The 20422-nt window shown below is 72.7% G+C and carries 17 protein-coding genes and 1 pseudogene; 12 read left to right on the top strand and 6 right to left on the bottom strand.

Translation table 11 applies throughout. From position 1 onward, the window contains the following. Window positions 1-15: 15 nt before the first annotated feature. Together ACIPRD_RS21335 and ACIPRD_RS21330 are read left to right on the top strand one after the other, a co-directional pair. Window positions 16-705 (top strand): maleylpyruvate isomerase family mycothiol-dependent enzyme, encoded by a 690-nt coding sequence (locus ACIPRD_RS21335; RefSeq protein WP_356398772.1) that lies wholly within the window; start codon window positions 16-18, stop codon window positions 703-705. 46 nt (window positions 706-751) lie between these two features. Further along, entirely contained in the window at window positions 752-1408 is a 657-nt protein-coding gene (locus tag ACIPRD_RS21330; RefSeq protein ID WP_401565032.1) for an MBL fold metallo-hydrolase, read from the top strand. A 96-nt stretch (window positions 1409-1504) separates the two neighbouring features. Here the strand turns inward: ACIPRD_RS21330 and aroQ are convergent, their stop codons facing one another. Beyond that, window positions 1505-1978, bottom strand: coding sequence for a type II 3-dehydroquinate dehydratase (gene aroQ, locus ACIPRD_RS21325; RefSeq protein ID WP_356398768.1), 474 nt, complete (start codon window positions 1976-1978; stop codon window positions 1505-1507). Between the two features lie 211 nt (window positions 1979-2189). Here aroQ and ACIPRD_RS21320 point away from each other — a divergent pair, with 211 nt between their 5' ends. Then, a complete protein-coding gene (locus ACIPRD_RS21320) occupies window positions 2190-3461 on the top strand; it encodes an MFS transporter (protein WP_401565029.1) in 1272 nt (423 codons plus the stop codon). Between the two features lie 223 nt (window positions 3462-3684). Here the strand turns inward: ACIPRD_RS21320 and ACIPRD_RS21315 are convergent, their stop codons facing one another. The 3 genes from ACIPRD_RS21315 to ACIPRD_RS21305 all read right to left on the bottom strand — a co-directional run bounded on the left by ACIPRD_RS21315 (window position 3685) and on the right by ACIPRD_RS21305 (window position 6753). Continuing rightward, window positions 3685-4785 carry an ionic transporter y4hA gene (locus ACIPRD_RS21315; RefSeq protein ID WP_356398764.1) on the bottom strand — a complete coding sequence of 367 codons (1101 nt, stop codon included), beginning with the start codon at window positions 4783-4785 and terminating at the stop codon, window positions 3685-3687. A 122-nt stretch (window positions 4786-4907) separates the two neighbouring features. After that, window positions 4908-5909: a TerC/Alx family metal homeostasis membrane protein gene (locus ACIPRD_RS21310; RefSeq protein WP_356398762.1), complete on the bottom strand. Its 1002-nt coding sequence runs from the start codon at window positions 5907-5909 to the stop codon at window positions 4908-4910. A gap of 265 nt (window positions 5910-6174) precedes the next feature. Next, window positions 6175-6753, bottom strand: a complete 579-nt coding sequence (locus ACIPRD_RS21305; RefSeq protein WP_356398760.1) for a TerD family protein — start codon at window positions 6751-6753, stop codon at window positions 6175-6177. Between the two features lie 356 nt (window positions 6754-7109). On the opposite strand from ACIPRD_RS21305, the gene ACIPRD_RS21300 reads away from it, so the two are divergent. From ACIPRD_RS21300 to ACIPRD_RS21280, 5 genes and pseudogenes are all read left to right on the top strand, one after another. After that, entirely contained in the window at window positions 7110-8099 is a 990-nt protein-coding gene (locus ACIPRD_RS21300; RefSeq protein WP_401565026.1) for a hypothetical protein, read from the top strand. Beyond that, window positions 8096-10174 (top strand): hypothetical protein, encoded by a 2079-nt coding sequence (locus ACIPRD_RS21295; RefSeq protein ID WP_356398757.1) that lies wholly within the window; start codon window positions 8096-8098, stop codon window positions 10172-10174. The genes ACIPRD_RS21300 and ACIPRD_RS21295 overlap by 4 nt, the downstream gene beginning before the upstream one ends. After that, the gene (locus ACIPRD_RS21290) at window positions 10171-11118 is read left to right on the top strand and encodes an AAA family ATPase (protein WP_401565023.1); all 948 of its coding nucleotides are present in this window, start codon (window positions 10171-10173) and stop codon (window positions 11116-11118) included. Before ACIPRD_RS21295 ends, ACIPRD_RS21290 begins: the two co-directional genes overlap by 4 nt. Continuing rightward, a pseudogene (locus ACIPRD_RS21285) lies at window positions 11111-12526 on the top strand (SAV_2336 N-terminal domain-related protein); the annotation flags it as partial. The gene ACIPRD_RS21290 and the pseudogene ACIPRD_RS21285, both read left to right, overlap by 8 nt. Window positions 12527-12922: 396 nt before the next feature. Continuing rightward, window positions 12923-13486: a TerD family protein gene (locus ACIPRD_RS21280; protein WP_401565175.1), complete on the top strand. Its 564-nt coding sequence runs from the start codon at window positions 12923-12925 to the stop codon at window positions 13484-13486. Window positions 13487-13536: 50 nt separating this feature from the next. On the opposite strand, the gene uvrB is transcribed toward ACIPRD_RS21280, so the two are convergent. Both uvrB and ACIPRD_RS21270 read right to left on the bottom strand, forming a co-directional pair. Then, window positions 13537-15693 carry an excinuclease ABC subunit UvrB gene (uvrB, locus tag ACIPRD_RS21275; protein ID WP_401565021.1) on the bottom strand — a complete coding sequence of 719 codons (2157 nt, stop codon included), beginning with the start codon at window positions 15691-15693 and terminating at the stop codon, window positions 13537-13539. A 40-nt stretch (window positions 15694-15733) separates the two neighbouring features. Then, window positions 15734-16612: an MHYT domain-containing protein gene (locus ACIPRD_RS21270; protein WP_356398751.1), complete on the bottom strand. Its 879-nt coding sequence runs from the start codon at window positions 16610-16612 to the stop codon at window positions 15734-15736. 280 nt (window positions 16613-16892) lie between these two features. Here ACIPRD_RS21270 and ACIPRD_RS21265 point away from each other — a divergent pair, with 280 nt between their 5' ends. The 4 genes from ACIPRD_RS21265 to ACIPRD_RS21250 all read left to right on the top strand — a co-directional run bounded on the left by ACIPRD_RS21265 (window position 16893) and on the right by ACIPRD_RS21250 (window position 20395). Continuing rightward, the gene (locus ACIPRD_RS21265) at window positions 16893-17762 is read left to right on the top strand and encodes a glycerophosphodiester phosphodiesterase (RefSeq protein WP_401565018.1); all 870 of its coding nucleotides are present in this window, start codon (window positions 16893-16895) and stop codon (window positions 17760-17762) included. Between the two features lie 65 nt (window positions 17763-17827). Next, entirely contained in the window at window positions 17828-18391 is a 564-nt protein-coding gene (locus ACIPRD_RS21260; RefSeq protein ID WP_401565015.1) for a methylated-DNA--[protein]-cysteine S-methyltransferase, read from the top strand. Window positions 18392-18536: 145 nt separating this feature from the next. Beyond that, window positions 18537-19445: a pseudouridine-5'-phosphate glycosidase gene (locus ACIPRD_RS21255; protein ID WP_401565012.1), complete on the top strand. Its 909-nt coding sequence runs from the start codon at window positions 18537-18539 to the stop codon at window positions 19443-19445. Continuing rightward, the gene (locus tag ACIPRD_RS21250; protein ID WP_401565173.1) at window positions 19442-20395 is read left to right on the top strand and encodes a carbohydrate kinase family protein; all 954 of its coding nucleotides are present in this window, start codon (window positions 19442-19444) and stop codon (window positions 20393-20395) included. The genes ACIPRD_RS21255 and ACIPRD_RS21250 overlap by 4 nt, the downstream gene beginning before the upstream one ends. Window positions 20396-20422 lie beyond the last annotated feature (27 nt).

The raw sequence follows: 20422 nt of genomic DNA, 5'->3' as shown, positions 1-20422 counted from the left end.
GTCTAGGGTCGGCCCATGACGGATCACGCCCATGACCTGGCCTGTGTACGTGAAGCGACCGACCGCCTGCTCGCCGGAGCCGCCGTACTGGACAACGCGGCGGCCGCCGCGCCGTCACGGCTTCCCGGCTGGACGCGGGGACATGTTCTCGCTCACATCGCCCGCAACGCCGACGCGCTCGTCGAGGTCCTCCAGGGCCGGCCCATGTATCCGAGCGCCGGAGCGCGTGACGCGGACATCGAGCGGGACGCCCCGCGCCCGCCGGCCACGCAGCTCGCCGACGTGCGCGAGAGCGCCGCACGCTTCCAGCACGCGGGGGCCGAACCCGCCGACTGGAGCCGCACGGTCGAACTGCGCAACGGGGTCACCGACTCCGCGGCCCGGGTGCCCCTGCGGCGGTGGGCCGAGGTCGAGCTGCACCACGTCGACCTCGGGATCGGCTACGAACTGGAAGATCTCCCGGCGGAGTTCACGGAGCGGGAGATCGGCTTCCTCGCGGAGCGCTTCGCCGGGCACGAGGACGTGCCCCCGACCGCGCTGGCCGCCGGGGAGGGACGGACCTGGAACACCGGCGGCGGCGCCGCGGGCGGCCCGGTCGAGGTCGAGGGTCCGGCCGCCGAGCTGCTCGGCTGGCTCTCCGGCCGCCGCGACGGCTCCGCGCTGAAGGTCCGGGGCGGCACCCTGCCGGCGCTTCCCCCGCTGTAGCGCGACGGCGGTCCGCCGGGCACCGGCCCGCTATAGGCTGATCGTCATGACGTACAGCGGACAGGTCAAGGTCGGTGGCCCGGCGGACGTGCACGAGCTGAAGGACCTGATGATCACGAAGATCGCGGTCGGCCCGATGAACAACAACGCCTATCTGCTGCGCTGCCGGGCCACCGACGAGCAGCTGCTGATCGACGCGGCCGATGAGGGGCGGACGCTCCTCGGCATGATCGGTGACGACGGCATCGCCTCCGTCGTCACCACCCATCAGCACGGGGACCACTGGCAGGCCCTGTCCGAGGTGGTCTCGGCCACGGGCGCCCGTACGTACGCCGGCCGCGAGGACGCCGCCGGCATCCCGGTGCCCACCGACGTCCCGGTGGACGACGGCGATGTCATCAGGGTGGGACAGGTGGAACTCACCGCGCGCCACCTCGTCGGCCACACCCCCGGTTCCATCGCCCTGGTCTACGACGACCCGCACGGCCATCCGCACGTCTTCACCGGTGACTGCCTCTTCCCGGGCGGCGTCGGCAATACGCACAAGGACCCCGAGGCGTTCGCCTCCCTGATCGGCGACGTCGAGGCGAAGATCTTCGACGTCCTGCCGGACGAGACCTGGGTCTACCCCGGCCACGGCGACGACACCACGCTGGGCGCGGAGCGCCCGCACCTGCCGGAGTGGCACGCGCGCGGCTGGTGAGCCCGGGCGCGGGGTGCCGAGCGCGGAGGCGCGGGGGCGCTGCACCGCCGCGCGCGGCGGGGGGCGCCAGACCGCCGCGCGAGGACGCTGGGGGGGCTAGACCGCCGCGCGCGCGGCGCCCAGGAGCGTGGCGACGCGCTCGACGCCGAACACGTACCCCTGCACCCCGCAGCCCGCGATCACCCCGTCGGCGCGCAGGGAGACGTACGAGTGGTGCCGGAACGACTCGCGCTGGTGGATGTTGGAGATGTGCACCTCCAGCACCGGCATCCCGTCGCAGGTGTTGAGCGCGTCCAGGATCGCGACCGAGGTGTGGGAGTAGGCGCCGGGGTTGATGACGATCCCGGCGTGGCCGAGGCGCGCCTCGTGGATCCAGTCGACCAGTTCGCCCTCGTGGTTGGACTGCCGGAAGTCCACCGTGCCGCCGTACACCGCCGCCGCCTCCGCGCACAGCGCCTCGACGTCGGCGAGCGTGTCCCTGCCGTAGATCTCGGGCTGGCGCTGACCGAGGAGGTTCAGGTTGGGCCCGTTGAGGATCATGATCGGGGCGCTCGCCAGGGTTCGGGTCACGGTTCCTCCGGTCCGTTCGGTGCGGCGCCGGTGCGACCGCCTTCCGGCCCCGGTCTATCACGGTGCGCCCGGTGGCCTGCCGCCACGTCACGGCGTCCGCCCCGGAGCGCGCCGCGCCCGCCGTGATCACCACCGCACGCCCCCGTAACCGCTCGTGACCGTGGGTAGTTGACGCGGCATGCATCGTGTACGCACCGTAAGGGCCCCCTCGATGGCGCGACTCGCGGGCGCTTCGCTCGCCGGCACCGCGATCGAGTTCTACGACTTCTTCGTCTACGGCACCGCGGCCGCTCTCGTCCTGGGGCCGCTGTTCTTCCCCACGTTCTCGCCGCTGGCGGGGACCCTGGCCGCGTTCGGCACGTTCGGGGCGGGGTTCGTGGCCAGGCCGCTGGGCTCGGTGCTGTTCGGGCATCTCGGCGACCGGCGCGGGCGGCGGCCGGTGCTGGTGATCTCGCTGCTGCTGACCGGCGCGTCCACGGTCGCGGTGGGATGCCTGCCGGTGTACGGGTCGCTCGGTGTCGCCGCTCCCGTGCTGCTGCTGGCGCTGCGCTTCCTCCAGGGACTGGGGCTCGGCGGCGAGTGGGGCGGTGCCGTGCTGCTGACCGCGGAGCACGCCCCGCCGGAGCGGCGCGCCCTGTGGTCCTGCTTCCCGCAGGTGGGGCCCGCGCTGGGCTTCCTGCTCGCCAACGGGATCATGCTCGTCCTGTCGGCCTCGCTGTCCGACGCGCAGTTCGCGCGGTGGGGCTGGCGGGTGCCGTTCTGGGCCGCGGGGGCACTGGCGCTGGCGGGGCTGTGGCTGCGTTCCTCGCTCGCCGAGAGCCCCCGGTTCCTGGAGATCGACGACCACGCGCGCGTGCCGCTCGTGGAGGTGGTCCGGCATCACGGGCGCCTGGTGCTGCTGGCGGCCGGCGCGCTGGCCGCCGGGTACGCGGTGTTCTACGCGGTGACGACCTGGTCGCTGGCGTACGTGACGGAACGGCTCGGGGTCAGCCGTACCGTCATGCTGGTCTGCGTCATGGCGGCCGTGGCGGTGCACGGGGCGCTCACCCCGGTCATGGCGCTGCTCGGCGACCGGTACGGGCGCCGCTTCATGTGCATGGCCGGCTGTACGGCGTGCGCGCTGTGGATGCTCCCGATGGTCGCGCTGCTGGCGACCGGTGAGCCGCTGTACATGTTCCTCGGCATCCTGGGCGCGCTGATCGCCTTCGTCGCGATGTTCGGCGTGATCGCCGCGTATCTGCCGGAGCTGTTCGAGGCGCGGGTGCGCTGCACGGGCGCCGCCGTGGGCTACAACCTCGGCGGGGTGCTCGGGGGCGCGCTGACCCCGATCGTGGCGACGGCGCTCGCCGAGCACGGCGGGCGGGTCCCATGGGGTGTGGGCTGGTATCTGACGGGGATGGCCCTGCTGAGCCTCGGCTGTTTCGCCCTGCTCCCGGAGACCCGGCCGGTACCCGTCCCGGCGGCGGAACCCGCGGCCGGTTGAGCGAGGGGGCCGGGCGGGCCGCGCCGGCCACGGTGGCCGTAGAGGAACCGACCGCGTCGGCCACAGTGTCCGTACAGGAACCGACCGCGTCGGCCACGGTGGCCGTACAGGACGAACCGACCGCGTCGGCCATGGTGGCCGTTGAGGAACCGCTGGGGCGACCGGAGGGGCCGGAGACCCCCGGGGGCGTCCCCCGGGCCCACGAAGACCGGGGAGACGCCCCCTAGGGGTTGATCGCGAGCTCCAGGTAGGCCGCGAACAGCACCAGGTGGACGCCGCCCTGCAGGGGTGTGGCCCGGCCCGGCACCACCGTCAGGGAGCTGACCACCACGGTCAGCGCGAGCAGCAGCATGTCGGTGGAACCGAGCCCCAGGACGAGGGGTCCGGACAGCCAGACGGAGGCGAGGGCGACGGCGGGGATGGTCAGGCCGATGCTGGCCATCGCGGAGCCGAGCGCGAGGTTGAGGCTGGTCTGCACACGGTCGCGGCGGGCGGAGCGCAGGGCGGCGATCGTCTCCGGCAGCAGCACGAGCAGGGCGATGATCACACCGACGACCGCCTGGTGCAGGCCCGCCGCCTGCACCCCGGACTCGATGGTGGGCGAGACCCCCTTGGCCAGGCCGACGACGCCGACGAGGGCGAGCGCGAGCAGGCCGAGGCTGCGCCACGCGGCGCGCGCGGTGGGGGCCACGGCATGGCCGTCGACGATGATCACGTCGCCCTGCCGGGTGATGGGCAGGAAGTAGTCCCGGTGCCGCACGGTCTGCGTGGCCACGAAAAGGCCGTACAGGACCAGCGAGGACAGCGCGGCGAACGTCAGCTGCACGGTGGAGAACTCCGGCCCCGGCTTGCTGGTGGTGAACGTCGGCAGCACCAGGCTGAGCGTGGCCAGGGTCGCCACCGTCGCCAGGGCCGCTCCGGTGCCCTCGGGGTTGAACACGGCGGTGCCGTGGCGGAGGGAGGCGACGAGCAGGCTGAGCCCGACGACGCCGTTGCAGGTGATCATCACCGCGGCGAAGACGGTGTCGCGGGCCAGGGTGGAGGTCTTGTCGCCGCCGTCGGCCATCAGGGTCACGATCAGCGCCACCTCGATGACCGTGACCGCGATGGCCAGGACCAGCGAACCGAAGGGCTCGCCGACGCGGTGGGCGATCACCTCGGCGTGGTGCACCGCCGCGAGGACGGCCCCCGCGAGGAGCAGCCCCATGAGCGCGATGACCGCACCCGGCTGTCCCCGTCCCCAGGTGACGATCAGCAGGACGACCGCGAGCACCGGGACGACGGTCGTCCAGTGCCCGGCGAGCGCCCTGAGCCGAGTGATCATGAGGTGATCGTGGCAGACGCGTACAGGCTTCGCACTCCGGCCTTTCCGCCCTCCCGGCTCCCGGCCGCCCCCGGTCCCGGCGCGGATGCCGGCCCGGAGCGGGGGCGCTCACCGGGGGCTTGTCAGACGTCGACGCTGTCCTTCGACGCGCCACCGCCGCCCGTGTGCGCCGCCTCGGCGGCGGCCTGCTTCCTGGACGCCAGGAGGCTGGTGACGGTGGTGACGGCCAGGACCGCGCAGATCACGCCGAGGGAGACCGGGGTGCTGATCTCGGGGACGTGGACGCCGGACTCGTGGAGGGCGTGCAGCAGCAGTTTGACGCCGATGAACCCGAGGACGACCGACAGGCCGTAGGACAGGTGGACCAGCCTCTTCAGCAGGCCTCCGATGAGGAAGTACAGCTGCCGCAGGCCCATGAGGGCGAAGGCGTTGGCGGTGAAGACGATGTACGGGTCCTGGGTCAGGCCGAAGATCGCGGGTATGGAGTCCAGCGCGAACAGCACGTCGGTGGTGCCGATCGCGAGCATCACGACCAGCATCGGGGTCATGACCCGCTTGCCGTCGCGCAGGATCCACAGCTTGGTGCCGTGGTAGCGGTCGGCGACGCCGAACCTGCGCTCGGCGGCCTTCAGCAGCTTGTTCTCCTCGTACTCCTCGTCGTGCTCCTCCGCCCGCGCTTCCTTGATCAGCTTCCATGCCGTCCAGATCAGGAAGGCTCCGAAGAGGAAGAAGACCCAGGAGAAGCTCGCGATGATCGCGGCTCCCGCGGCGATGAAGGCGGCCCGCAGGACCAGGGCTATGAGGACGCCGACGAGCAGCACCCGCTGCTGGTACTGCGAGGGCACCGCGAACTTCGCCATGATCAGGACGAAGACGAAGAGGTTGTCGACGCTCAGCGACTTCTCGGTGATGAAGCCGGCGAAGAACTCGCCCGCGGGCTTGCCGCCGGCGAAGAGGAACAGGCCGAGACCGAAGAGGCCGGCCAGGGCGATCCAGACGGCGGTCCAGATGCCCGCTTCCCTGATCGAGACGTCATGGGGCTTGCGCCCGATGAAGAAGTCGATGGCGATCAGGGCGGCCAGGCCCACGACGGTGAGGACCCACAGGGTCATGGAGACGTTCACAGCACCTCCGGCATGTCGAAACAACCAACACATCAGCGTTGTCGCTGCCGGAGGTCTCTTCCACCCGGGACGGGCCGGCGCCCCGGGATCCACGTGGATCCGTACTGACGGGTGCGCCGCACTCAGGGAGTACTCCCCTCCGCACGGAGAACACTACCCCAATCACCAAGAAAAGGTAAAGGGGAAAGTAAAGCGGAGCCCAAAAAGGCTGCTCAGCGGCACTTTACTCATTCATGGGCCGGGCGCCCGCCGCCTGGGTGAACGCTCACAGGTGAGGCACGATCGCGGGGGCCAGGTCATGGATCGTCCGGCCGCCGGCGGGCTCGCCGATGGCCTGCATGCTCCAGCCGTCGCCCTGGCGGATCACCTTCGCCATGATCTGGGCCGTGGCCTGACCGCCGCCGGTGAGCGTGTAGCGGGCCAGCTCCTGGCCGGCCGCCTCGTCGACCAGCCGGCAGAAAGCATTCTCCACCTCGGCGAACGTCTGCCCGCTGAAGGAGTTCACCGTGAAGACGATCTGGTCGACGCGGGCCGGGACACGCTGGAGGTCGACCAAGATCGACTCGTCGTCGCCGCCCTGACCCGCACCGCCGACCAGGTTGTCACCGGTGTGACGCACCGCCCCGTCCATGCCCACGAGGTTGCGGAACCAGACGACCTCCACCGCCTCCTTGCCGGCGAAGAGGACGGCGGAGGCGTCCAGGTCGACCTCCCGGGTGCGGCTGCCGAAGAGGCCCCGGCGCTTGGCGGCCTTCCATCCCAGGCCCATCCGGACCGACGTCAGGGTGCCGCCGCCGGACTTCCGCAGACTGACGGCCTGCCCCTTGGACAAGTTGACGCTCACGCGGGTCCCTCCTCATGCCATGTCGTCGGCCCAGAACCCCGGCAACCGGCGAATCTGTGTGCTCTGCCGCCACCTTATGAGCCGAGGTCATGGGCATTCCCACCCGGTCGGAGGGTTTGTGGCAAGGCTGGGACACAGGCGCCGGGCGCCGCGGCCGGCCGCGCGCCGAGCGGCGGCACGACCGCTGGGCGACGGCACGAGCGCCGGGCGGCGGCACGAGGCCCCACCGCGCGGTGCCCGTCGAAAGCGGTGAACGGGCAGCCCCGGTGCCCTCCGCGCCTCTACGCTGCTGTCGGAGAGGCGAACGGGATCAGCCGCACCGGCCGAAGGTGCGGCACGGGGGCGACGGGGGTGCGATGAGACCTCGGCTGGTGTTCGTGCACGGGGTGGGCGGTCCGCGGGACGCGGCGGCCGAACTTGCCGGCTGGACGGCCGCGCTGGCGTCGGGGATGCGGGCCGCCGGCCATTCCGACGTGGCCGACGGCCTGTCCGACGGCGAGGTCGACCGACGTTTCGTCCACTACGCCGATCTCTTCCGGCCCGCGCAGGCCCAGGGCTCGGGGGCCGGGGACGAGGCCGACGAGGCCACGGCGGGAATCCTCCTCCAGCTGCTCGACGAGATGCTCGCCGGCCTCGCGGGCGCCCTCCCGCAGACGCCCCGCTCCGAGCACGAGGAACAGGCGGCCCGGATCCTCGCCCACGCGCGCGTGCAGACCGCCCCGCGTGCGCAGGAGCAGGGCACGATGGCCGGGGCCCGGCGCGCCCTGAACGCGGCCACCACGGTGCTGTCCACACGGATGTTCCGCGGACTGGGGCAGTGGACCGCGCCGAAGCTCATGGTCCGCGACCTGGGCCAGGTGGCGCGCTATCTCGCCCGCCGGGAGACCGACGCCTCGGGCCTCACCCTCGACGCCCGCGTCCGCGACCGGGTGGCCCCGGAACTGGGTCCCGCCACGACGGTCCTGGTCACCCATTCCCTGGGCACCGTCGTCTCCTGGGAGACCCTGCACGAACGCCCCGCACGGACAGGGCTCCTGGTGACCCTCGGCTCGCCGCTCGGCATGCGCACGGTCGTCTGGCCGCGGCTGGTGCCCCGCCCGCAGCGCACCCCCGAGAAGGTCGACGCGTGGCTGAACTTCTTCGACCACGACGACCCGGTCGCCGTACGCCAGCGCCTGGAGGACGACTTCGGCCCCAACAGCGCGATGGTCGGACCGGTCAGCAGACGGGTCGACTCCACCGGATTCTGGGTCCACCCGGCCAGGCTGTACCTGGAGCAGCCCGCCGTGGCCGGCCCGATCGCCGAGGCGCTGCGCGCCGCGGCGGCCACCGCCGAAGAGCGATGACCCTGGCCTCCGCGCCCCCACCGCGTCATCTGCTGGTCGTCGGGGCCCAGTGCGCCGCCATGGGGCACCTCGACCGGCTGACCGAATCGGCGACGCTGCTGCACGGTGTGCTGTCCGACCCGGACCTCGGCGGCTGCGCCCCGGGGCTGCCCGACGGCCGTTCGCTGCTGGTCGGACCGGATCTGGCGGCCGGGAGCATCGACGGGCACGTACGCGACGCGTACCGCTTCGCCGGCGAGCGCGGAGCCGTGCTCGTACTGGCGCTGCTCGGGCACGGCTTCGTCCCCGGAGCGACCAGTTCGCTCTACTACATGGGCGCCGACTCCCGTCCCGAGGAGCGCGACAGAGCCGTCGAGGTGGGGCCGCTGCTGCGGGACGCGGCCGACCGCGACGGCGTGCACGGGGTCGTCTGCGTCGTGGACACGTGCCACGCCGGCGGCGCGATGCCCGATTCCCGCGAGCTGGCGGCCGGTGTGCGGGGCGGCAGTTCGCGGCTGGCGGTGCTGACCTCCTGCGGGGCCGCGCAGCCCGCCATCGACCTCAGGCTCTCCCGGGAACTCGCCGGCCTCCTCCAGCGGGGCGCCGACGAGGGCGGCCGGTTCATCGACGCCGGTACGGCCGCCAGGGCGCTGCGGGGCCGGCTCCCCGGCCAGAACGTCGGCTTCCAGGACTGGGACGGCCACCCGTTCGCGCGGGAACCGCTGTGGCTCGCGCCCAACCCACGCCACCCCGAGCGGTCCGCCGTACGCTCCGGCGCCCTCGGGCCACGGGCGCGGGAGGAACTCGCCGCCGCCCTCGCCGCCCTGGAACCGCCGCTCGACCACGGCCACGTGCCGGCCTCGCTCGACGACGCCACGGCCCTGCTCGGCACCCTGACCGCACGTCCCCCGACCCCCATGACCCAGCGGGCCGTACGCGCCGTGAAAGCCCTCGTCATCACCTTCCGCACGATGGACCTGCTGTCCGGCTGGCTCGGCGGCGACGTCACCACCGCGCATCTGCGCCGGGCGCTCAGCGCCGTGCTGACGGCCGAGGCGCAGCGCCCCACGGCGGTGCCCCGTCCCACGCTCCCGGAGGCCGTCGACCACTTCGTCCACGAGCACCCGGTCACCGATCCGGACTGTCTGCGCTGGCTCACCCGGTTCGTGGTGCTGCTGGGCACGGAGGCCGGACAGGATCCCGCCGACCCGGCCGTCAGGCGCTGGGCCCGCTCCATCGACGCCTCCGTGGCCCTCAACGACGCCCTCGCCTTCGCCCGCGAGCTGCGCGAGGACCAGCAACTGAGCCTGGTGGTCAGCCTGCACGCGTCGCTGACCGGCGACTGGCCCGACTCGGTGGACGCGTGGCTGCTGCAGGACGGTGCCGTGGTCGGCCACGAGCAGTACGACACACCCGGCGCCGACCAGGCGCGCGTGGAGGAGGTGCTGGACGAGGCGGTGCTCTGGGCCGAGGACGAGGCCAGGGAACGCGGCCTCGGGCTCCACCGGCTCGATGTCGCGCTGCCCGCCGCCAGACTGCTGGACTGGCACCCGGAGGAGGCCGGCCTGGGCGTGTGGCTGGGCCACCAGTTCGTCGTGGTCCTGCACTGGAGCGGGCGGCTCGCGCCGACGCGGCCGCTCAGAAGGCTGCAGAACGTGGTGATGGACCGCTGGGAGCGGATGCTGAGCAGCACCGCCGGCGTACCCGTGGACTGGCTGGACCGGCAGGCCGTGCGCGACCCCGAGGTGCTCCGCGGCGAGCTGCGCAGGGGCCGTTACGCCCGGGGCATCGGACTGCTGTACCACCCGGCGGGCGACGAGACGCTGATGGAGACGCTCCTGTCGTACACCCCGGTGTTTCTCTGGCCCCGCCGCGACAGCCACCACGCCGCCGGCCGGGACTGCCTCGAACGGTACTGGCCGACCATGCCCGTGGGGCTGACCCACGCCTACCGGCGCCGCTGGCTCGGCGACGACGGGGAGCCGGTGGCCGATCTGCGGGCCGTGTGGGACAGCGGGGAGTGGCTGGCGTTCTGCCGCGGCATCTCCCGGCGTGTGCCGCCGGCCGAGTCCTGCCCCGGCAAGGAGGAGACATGACCTGGAACACGTTCTACACCGGGACCGGAGAGCCCCGGCCGCACACCTGGCTGCCGCCCGCGCCACCCTGGCGGACCTTCCCGCACCGGCCGGCCGGGGACGTCTTCCAGCCGCCCGAAGGGCTGACCGACGCCGTGAACGCCGCCCTGTGCCTGCGGCGCCCGCTGCTCATCACCGGGCCGCCGGGCTCCGGCAAGTCGACGGTGATCGAGCAGGTGGCCCTGGAGCTGGGCCTCGGGGCGGTGCTGCGCTGGCAGATCACCTCCCGCAGCACCCTGGCCGACGCCCTGTACCGCTACGACGCCCTGGGCCGGATCCACGCCCACCGGCTCGCCCGGGACCGTGCGGACGCCCCCGGCTCGCCGGACGACATCGCCTCCTTCCTGCAGCTCGGCCCGCTGGGCACCGCCCTGCTGCCGGCCCGCCGGCCGCGCGCCCTGCTCGTCGACGAGATCGACAAGGCCGACCTCGATCTGCCCGGCGACCTCCTCGACGTGCTGGAACGCGGCGAGTACACCGTCGTCGAACTGCTGCGGGAGAACCGCAGGACGGCCGAGGTGCGCACCTGGGAACCGGAGGTCGTGCACGGTGTCGAGAACGGCCGGGTCCGCTGCACGGAGTTCCCCTTCATCGTCATGACGAGCAACGGCGACCAGGAGCTGTCGCCCGCCTTCCTGCGCCGCTGCGTCCGCTACACCATGCCGCCTCCCACGGTGTCGCTGATGCGGGAGGTGGTACGGAGCCACCTGGGTCTGGAGGTCCACGAGGGAAGCCCCGAGGCGGAACTCGTCCGGGAGTTCGTCGAGCGCGTCGCGGCGGGCGAGACCGTCGCGGTCGACCAGCTGCTGAGCACCATCCACCTGCTCAACGGGACCGCGGTGACCGACGCCGCCGAACGGGAGCGGGTGAAAAGGCTGCTGCTGAAGGACCTCTCCCGTGCCTGATCCGCGGCCCGCCGGGGAGCCGGGCGACGCGCTGGCGCACGTCGTGCGGGCGGTGCTGCGCGCGGACCCCGGACGCGACGCCCTGGGCATCGCGGAACTCCTGTGGCTCGCCGGGCTCGGGGCACCCCCGCCGCCGGCGCCCGCCGGCGGAGAACCGGCGTCCACCGACGTGCCCACGCCCACCGCGCGGCCGGCCGTGGTCCGCGCGGCGGACGAGGCGGCGCCCCCGGTGGCGGACCCGGGCACCGGTGCCGAGGAACCCGGCCGCGAGGACGAGGAGGTCCCGGAACGCCCCGTCGCGGTTCCCGGCCGGCAGCGGCTCCTCAGGGAACGCGACCTGCTCCGCGCGCTGTACCCGCTCCGGCAGCCATGGCCGCACGGCCGCCTGCGGCAGCTGGACGTCGGCTCCACCGTGGCGGAGTACGGCCGCACCGGCGAACTCTCGCCCGTGTTCTCCCCCGCGCCGGAACGCTGGTTCGACCTGACGCTGGTGGTGGACTCCAGTACGTCCATGTCCGTGTGGCAGGAGACGGCCGGCGAACTGGTCCGTCTGCTGGGCTCCCTCAACGCCTTCCGTACGGTCCGGATCCTCACGATCGACGCCGATCTGCCCGCTCCCGGGCTGCACGTCTCCGCGCGGCGTCCGGCGAACGGCGCCGCGCTGTCGGGTCCTGCACGGCCCGGACGGCGCGGCCTCGTCCTCGTCTTCTCGGACTGCACGGCCCGCGCGTGGCGCAGCGGGCATCTGTGGGGACGGCTGCACCGATGGGCGCGCGGGAACGTGACCGCCCTCGTCAACCCGCTTCCCGTCCGCGTCTGGCGGCACGTGGGCGTGGAACTCGCCGCGGTCCGGGTCACGTCCGCGGGCATGCCGGGGGCCCCGAACGGCGGGCTGATCTTCAGGGCCCCTCCGGGGACGCGGGGACTGCCGGTGCCGACGGTCACGCTGTCGGCACCGTCCCTCGCGCGCTGGACGCGCACGCTGATGCGGTGCGGTCCCGCCGGGTGCGACGCGCTGCTGGTGCCCGCTTCCGGCGGCGGACAGGCCGTGGAACGGTGGGGGCCGGCCGACGCCGGAGGGGGCGACGCGCAGGGTGACGAAGGCGCGCTGGCGAAGGCCTTCCAGGACAGGGCCTCGGTCGCGGCGGTACGGCTGGCCGTGCTCTGCTCCCCCTTCCCGGAGTTCGGCATTCCGCTGCTTCGGCTGATCGCGGAGGACCTCGTGCCCGAGGCCACCGAGTCGGACCTTGCGGAGTTCCTCGTCGGAGGTCCCGTCGTCCCCGGCAAGCGGGTCCCGGCCGGGGACGACGAATCGGCGTGGGTGCGGTACCGGCCCGCGGTGCGGGAGCACTTCATCTCGCTGCTCAGCACGCGCGAGGCGTGGCGGCTGTACGACGCGCTGACCCGGGCCGTGGCCCGTGGCCCGGTGCGCAGGACCGGCCCGCGGGGTGCCGGGGGGCTGCCGGGCGGGGGCGCCTGGGCGGCCCTGGCGGGCGGTTCGTCCCTGGCGGAGGCGCCGGCACAGGTGTTGAGACTGCTGCGAATCGCACTCGCCCAGGAGCCGGCCGAGGAACCGGTCGAGGAACAGGCGCAGCAGCAGACCGAGGAACCGGTCGGCCGACAGGCAGAGGAGCCGGTCGAGGAACAGGCGCAGCAGCAGACCGAGGAACCGGTCGAGGAACAGGCGGAGCAGACCGACGGCATCGGCGGTGCCGGGGGACCTGCCGGAGCCGACGACGAGGACACGGCGGAGCCGGGGCAGGGCGGCGGGGCGACGGCGGCCCCTGCCGGAGAACGCGTCGTCCTGTGGCCGGGACAGACACTCCGCCTGCCGCGGGCCGGGAACGGTGCCGTGGAGGTCCTGCGCGTCGAGACGAGCTGGATCGGTCAGCGCCCGCGCGGACTTCTCAGGAGGTTCCGCGAGCCGAGTGACCTCGATCTGGACGCCTCCGCGGTGTGCTTCAGCCAGGGGCAGCCGGTGGACGTGGTGTTCTTCCGCCATCTCGTCAGCGACGACGGGTCCATCCGCCACAGCGGAGACAGCCTCACCACGCCGGGCCCCACCAGCGAGTCGATCACCGTGGACCTCGCCCGGGTCCCCGTGCACGTCGACGCCGTCGTCTTCACGCTGAACTCCTTCACCGGGCTGACGTTCGCCGAGGTCAGGACGGTGACGCTGCGTCTGTTCGACGACACGGCGGGACGCGAGCTCGCCGCCTGTGCCCTTCCGGCGAACGGCACGAGCACCGCGTACGTCCTGGCCAAGCTCAGCCGCCTGGGCACGGACTGGCAGGTGACCGCGCTCCAGGTCCCGGCCAACGGCCGCACGTTCCAGGACCTGATGCCGGCGATCATTCCCTTGCTGTGACCGGGAACCGGGGCCCGGCGCGGCCGGACCCGGCTCCGCTCGCCCCGCGCCTACGCGAGCCCCGCCTCCCGCATCTGCCGCAGCTCCTTCTTCATCTCGGAGACCTCGTCGCGCAGCCGGGCCGCGATCTCGAACTGCAGCTCGGCGGCCGCCGCGCGCATCCGCTCGGTCATCTCCTCGATCTGCTCCGCCAGCTCGGCCGCCGGACGGTCCGTGGGCACCGCGGCACCCGCCTTGCCCTTGGCGGCCTTGCCCGCCTTCGCGCCCTTGGCCGCCCTGCCCGCCTGGTCACCGAGCGACGGAACGGGCGACTTGGCCCCCTTGCCGTCCTTCTGCTTGCGGTACCCGGAGCCGAGCAGCTGCTCGGTGTCGACCTCCTCGCGGGCGATCTGCGCGACGATGTCGTTGATCTTCTTGCGCAGCGGCTGCGGGTCGATGCCCTTGGCCTTGTTGTAGGCGACCTGCTTCTCCCGGCGCCGGTTGGTCTCGTCGATGGCCTTCTCCATCGCCGGGGTGATCTTGTCGGCGTACATGTGGACCTGGCCGGAGACATTGCGCGCCGCGCGGCCGATGGTCTGGATCAGCGAGGTGCCGGAGCGCAGGAAGCCCTCCTTGTCGGCGTCGAGGATGGCCACCAGGGACACCTCGGGCAGGTCGAGGCCCTCGCGCAGCAGGTTGATGCCGACCAGGACGTCGAACTCGCCGGCGCGCAGCTCGCGCAGCAGCTCCACGCGGCGCAGGGTGTCGACGTCGCTGTGCAGGTAGCGCACCTGGATGCCGAGTTCCAGGAAGTAGTCGGTGAGGTCCTCGGCCATCTTCTTGGTCAGCGTGGTGACCAGGACACGCTCGTCCTTCTCGGTGCGCTTGCGGATCTCGTGCACCAGGTCGTCGATCTGGCCCTCGGTGGGCTTGACCACGACCTCCGGGTCGACCAGGCCCGTCGGGCGGATGATCTGCTCCACGACGCCGTCCCCGCGGGACAGCTCGTAGGCGCCCGGGGTCGCCGACAGGTAGACGGTCTGACCGGTGCGCTCCTGGAACTCCTCCCACTTCAGGGGACGGTTGTCCAGGGCGGAGGGCAGCCGGAAGCCGTGCTCGACGAGGGTGCGCTTGCGGGAGGCGTCGCCCTCGTACATGGCGCCGATCTGCGGGACGGTGACGTGCGACTCGTCGATGACGAGCAGGAAGTCGTCCGGGAAGTAGTCGAGCAGGGTGTTGGGCGGGGAGCCGGGCGAGCGGCCGTCGAAGTGCATCGAGTAGTTCTCGACGCCGGAACAGCTGCCGATCTGGCGGAGCATCTCGATGTCGTACGTGGTGCGCATCCGCAGGCGCTGGGCCTCCAGGAGCTTGCCCTGCTTCTCCAGCTCGGTCAGGCGCTCGACGAGTTCCTTCTCGATGTCGTTGACGGCCCGCTCCAGGCGCTCGGGGCCCGCGACGTAGTGGGAGGCCGGGAAGACGTAGAGCTGCTGGTCGTCGCTGATGATCTCGCCGGTGAGCGGGTGGAGCGTGGACAGCGCCTCGATCTCGTCCCCGAACATCTCGATGCGGACGGCGAGCTCCTCGTAGACCGGGAAGATCTCGATGGTGTCGCCGCGCACCCGGAAGGTGCCCCGGGTGAAGGCCGTGTCGTTGCGCGTGTACTGGATGTCGACGAAGCGGCGCAGCAGGTCGTCGCGGTCGATCTCGTCGCCGACCCGGAGGGGGACCATCCGGTCCACGTACTCCTGCGGCGTGCCCAGGCCGTAGATGCAGGACACCGAGGCGACCACGACGACGTCACGGCGGGTGAGCAGGGAGTTCGTGGCCGAGTGGCGCAGGCGCTCGACCTCCTCGTTGATCGAGGAGTCCTTCTCGATGTAGGTGTCCGACTGCGGGACGTACGCCTCGGGCTGGTAGTAGTCGTAGTACGAGACGAAGTATTCGACCGCGTTGTTCGGCAGGAGCTCGCGGAACTCGTTGGCCAGCTGGGCGGCCAGCGTCTTGTTCGGCGCCATCACCAGGGTGGGGCGCTGGAGCTTCTCGATCATCCAGGCGGTGGTGGCGGACTTGCCGGTGCCGGTCGCGCCCAGCAGCACGACGTCCTGCTCGCCGGCTTCGATGCGCCTGGCCAGGTCGGCGATGGCCGCCGGCTGGTCGCCGCTGGGCTGGTAGGAGCTGACGACCTCGAAGGGCGCCACCGTGCGTTCGATGTGAGAAACGGGCCGCATGGGATCCACCGTACGGCCCCGTACTGACAACCGGCCCGGATCAGCGGTTCTGCGGGGCCCGGGAGGCGAGGGAGCCGGACCGGCGGACCGGTCCACGAGCGCCGTTCAGGGCCGGGTGACGGTCCTGGTGGGAGGCGACGGCGGCGGCCGGGACGCCCGGCTTGCCCTCGGCGGGGGTCCGGGGCCGCCTGCCCGTGATCACCAGCGGGTCGAACACCACGACGGCGCCGGCGAGGATCAGGAAGACCAGCGGTCCGATCAGCATGGGGGCGAGCACGCCGGCCGGTGAGCCGGTCGTGGCGGCGCCCGGGGCGGCGTGCAGATGGACGGTGACGGCGGCCATGCCGGTGTAGTGCATGCCGCTGACGGCCAGGCCCATGACCAGGCTCGCCCCGACGCTCCGCAGGAAGCCCTGGACGCGTCCGGCGGCCCACAGGGCGCTGGTGGCCGCCACGACCGCTATGACGACGGAGGCGCCCACGGTGAGCGTGTTGTAGGCGAACCGCCCGTCGAAGTGCATGCCCGCCATGCCGAGGTAGTGCATCGAGGCGATGCCCAGACCGGTGATCGTGCCGCCGGTGAACAGGGGGGTGCCGGTGGCGCCCCGGTAGCCGACGATGAAGATCCCCACGCCGACCATGAGGATGGCCAGGCCGAGGCTCGCGTAGGTCATCGGCTGGTCGTAGTGGATCGGCGCGTTCTGGATGCTGAAGCCCATCATCGCCACGAAGTGCATGGTCCAGATGCCGGAGCCGATGGCGGCCGAGCCGAGCGCCAGCCAGGCGGGCCGCCAGCGGTCCGTGACCAGCAGTGACCGGGTGGTGCAGCGCAGGCCGAGGGCGCCCCCGAGGCAGGCCATGAGAAAGCCGACCACAGGGGTCACCACCCCGTAGCTGAATCCGTCGACCGTGCCTTGCATGCGCGGCTGCCCTCCCGCCCTCTGTGCGTCGCGGAACATCCGAGATGTTCACCCGTCCCAGGACCGCGACGGCGATCAGGGTTGACGCTGAGAGTATGACTCCCACCGGAATGGCCGAACGATGTTCCGGCAAAGAAACACGGCCTTGCCCCAGTTGTGCGGCACTCGTGAGCGGAGTTGGGCGCGGACGTTCATTCTGTGGTCGTCCTGCGCGTGCGTGTTCTTGATCCGCTGCGGACAATCTGATGCTGTCGGTATTCGTTCGACGCGAGGAGTACGCATGCACGCGCGTGCCGCTGCTGTCACGGCCACCGCGATCCTGGGCACCGCGGCACTGCTGTGGCCCGGGTCCGCCGCCCGGGCCGGCGAGTCCGCGGCGCCCACGGTGGTCGCGCACCGCGGTGCCTCGGCCTACGCTCCCGAGAACACCCTGCCCGCCGTCGACAAGGCCGCCGAGCTGGGCTTCACCTGGGTCGAGAACGACGTCCAGCGCACCAGGGACGGCAGGCTGGTGGTCATCCACGACGACACCCTGGCGCGCACCACGAACGTCGAGGACGTCTTTCCCGGCCGCGCGCCCTGGAAGGTGAAGGACTTCACCGCGGCCGAGATCGCCCGGCTGGACGCGGGCGGCTGGTACTCCCCCGCCTACAGGGGCACGCGCGTGCCGACCCTGGAGCAGTACATGCACCGGGTCGAACGCAATCACGAAAAGCTGCTCCTGGAGGTGAAGAACCCCGAGCTCTACCCGGGCATCGAGCAGCAGATCCTGAAGCTCCTCGGCAACGAGAGCTGGCTGGACCGGCAGCATCGCGGGCGGCTGATCGTGCAGAGCTTCAGCGCGGACAGCGTGCGGACCGTGCACGATCTCGAACCGGCCGTCGTGACCGGCTTCCTGGGCAAGCCGCCGGTGTCGGAACTGCACGAGTACGCGCGCTTCACCGATCTGATCAATCCCTCGTACGGGTCGCTCTCCGCCGGCTACGTCTCCTCCGTGCACTCCTTCACAGGACCGCACACCAAACGGCTCGGGGTGTTCGCCTGGACCGTGAACGACGCGGCCGCCGCCCGGAAGGTGCGGGGCTACGGCGTCGACGGGATCATCTCCAACAAGCCGGACGTGGTGCGCGCGGCGCTCAGGGCGCACTGAAGGACGGTGCGCCGAAGGATCGGGAAGCGGGCCGCGTTGTCGGTGGCGGGCCGTACGGTGGGCCCATGAACAGCACCGGTACCCAGGGACAGGACGAGCGTCGGGTCGTGTGGGCCGTGGTGGACACCACGATCGGTCCGCTGCTGCTGGCCACCACGCCCGACGGACTGGTCAACGTGGTCTTCCACGTCACCGACGCCGTGCGCGCGCGGGCTCTGGAGGGACTGACGGCCCGGCTGGGCACCGCCCCCGTGGAGGATCCGGGTTCGCCGCTGCTCGCCGAGGCGATACGGCAGGTCGACGAGTACTTCGCCGGGGGGCGCCGGTCCTTCGAGCTGCCCCTGGACTGGTCGCTGATCTCCGGCTTCAACCGGCAGGTGCTGCGCGAGCTGGCCTCCGGCGTCCCCTACGGCACGGTGGTGGGCTACGGCGATCTGGCCCGGCGGGTCGGCCGCCCGGACGGGGCGCAGGCGGTGGGCAACGCCATGGGGTCCAACCCGCTGCCGGTCGTCGTGCCGTGCCACCGGGTGGTGGAGAGCGACGGCGGCATCGGCGGTTTCGGAGGCGGCCTGGAGACCAAGCGGAAGCTGCTCGCTCTGGAGGGCGTGCTGCCCGAGCCGCTGTTCTGACGGCCGGCGGGCGCCTCCGGGTACCGCCTCACCGCGCCCGCGACGGTCACCGGCCGGCCAAGGAGCGCCCCTGGGCGTTTGGCCGGGCCCGCGGCCCGCCAGAGATCCAGGGGTGAGCACGTACCGGCGGACTGGAGGCGGGCGCATGGTGCTGGTGATGGCGGAAGAGGTCCGGGAGGCGCTCGGCGCGGGACGGCCCGTGGTGGCCCTGGAGTCCACGATCATCGCGCACGGGCTGCCGCGTCCGGACAATCTGCGGGTGGCGCGGGAGCTGGAGGACGTGGTCCGCCAGGAGGGTGCCGTGCCCGCGACCGTCGCCGTGCTGGACGGGCGCCCGTGCGTCGGGCTGGACGGCGAACAGCTGGAGCGGGTCGCGACCGAGGACGGGATCCGCAAGCTGAGCCATCGCGATCTGCCGCCGGCCGTGGCCGCGGGGGCGAGCGGGGCGACCACGGTGTCGGCGACCGCGCAGCTGGCGGCGCTCGCGGGCATCCGGGTGTTCGCCACGGGCGGCCTGGGCGGGGTGCACCGTCAGTGGACGGTGACGCAGGACGAGTCGGCCGATCTGGGTCTGCTGGCGAAGACGCGCATCACCGTGGTGTGCGCGGGCGTGAAGTCGGTCCTGGACGTGCCGGCGACCCTGCAACGGCTGGAGACGCTGGGCGTGGCCGTCGCGGGGTACGGCACCGGGCGCTTCCCCGGCTTCTACCTGTCCGACTCCGGGCATCCGGTCGACTGGACGCTGGACAGCCCGGAGCAGGTGGCGGAGGTCATGCGGGCGCAGGACGCGCTCGGCGCGCGGGAGTCCGCGCTGATCGTCGCCAACCCGGTGCCGCCGCGGGAGCAGCTCGATCCCGTTCTCCACGCGCGCGTGCTCGCCGACGCGCTCGACGCCTGCGACGCGGAGGGGATCACCGGCCAGGCCGTGACGCCCTTCCTGCTCGGCTACCTCGTCCGGCACACCGACGGTGCCTCGCTGGAGGCCAACCTGGCGGCGGTGCGCGGCAACGTACGGCTGGCGGCGCGTATCGCCGTGGCGTGGACACGGCGATGACCAGGGGCCGGGCGGGGGCGCTGCTGGTCGTCGGGGACGTCGTCGACGATGTCGTCGTCCGGCACCGCGGTCCGCTCGCGACGGGCACCGACACCGCGGCCGTGATCCGGACCCTGCCGGGCGGTGCGGGCGCCAACGTGGCGTGCTGGGCCGCCGACGCGGGCTGCCCGGACGTACGGCTGCTGGGGCGCGTCGGCGCGGACGCGGCGGACCGGCACGCGCGGGAGCTGGCCTCGGCCGGGGTGCGGCCGCTGCTGGTGGCCGATACGGAGGCGGCGACCGGCACCGTGATCTGCCTGGTCGACAAGGGGTCGTCCGCCGAGCGCACCTTCCTCACGGACAGCGGGGCCTCGCTGCGGCTCGAACCGGCCGACTGGTCGGACGCGTTGCTCGACGGGGTGGCAGGACTGCACCTGTCCGGCTATCTGCTGTTCTCGGAGCCGAGCCGGGCCCTCGCGGGGCTGGCGGTCACGGCGGCCCGCGCACGCGGGATTCCGGTCAGCCTCGACCCGGCGTCGGCGGGCTTCCTCCCGCGCCTCGGGGTGGACCGTTTCCTGGAGTTCGCGAAGAGGCTGGACGTGCTGCTGCCCAGCCGGGACGAGGCCTGCCTCCTGGCCGGGGTGTCCGACTGGGCGGACGCGGCGGCCCGGTTGAGCGGGATCGTCCCCTGGGTGGTGGCCAAGTCCGGTGCGCACGGGGCGCTGGTGGCCCGGTCGGGGTCCGTGCTCGGCCGCGTCCCGGCGGTGCCGGCGACCCCGCGGGACACCACCGGCGCGGGTGACGCCTTCACCGGGGCGTTCCTCGCCGCGCTGCTCGCGGGCGCGGATCCCGTGGCGGCGGCGGAGGCCGGGTGCGGGGCGGGAGCGCGGGCGGTGGAACAGGTGGGCGCCCGGCCCGCCCGGCCGTCGCGCCCGGCCGCACGGGAAGGGCTTTCCCGGGCGGAGTCCTGACGCCGGCTCACGGGAGGCGGACCGTGG

Origin of the sequence: Streptomyces sp. NPDC090108, from assembly GCF_044747185.1 — a bacterium.
Classification (GTDB): domain Bacteria; phylum Actinomycetota; class Actinomycetes; order Streptomycetales; family Streptomycetaceae; genus Streptomyces.
Note: the sequence above shows the minus strand (reverse complement) of the source record. Positions and strands in the feature narration are given on the sequence as shown.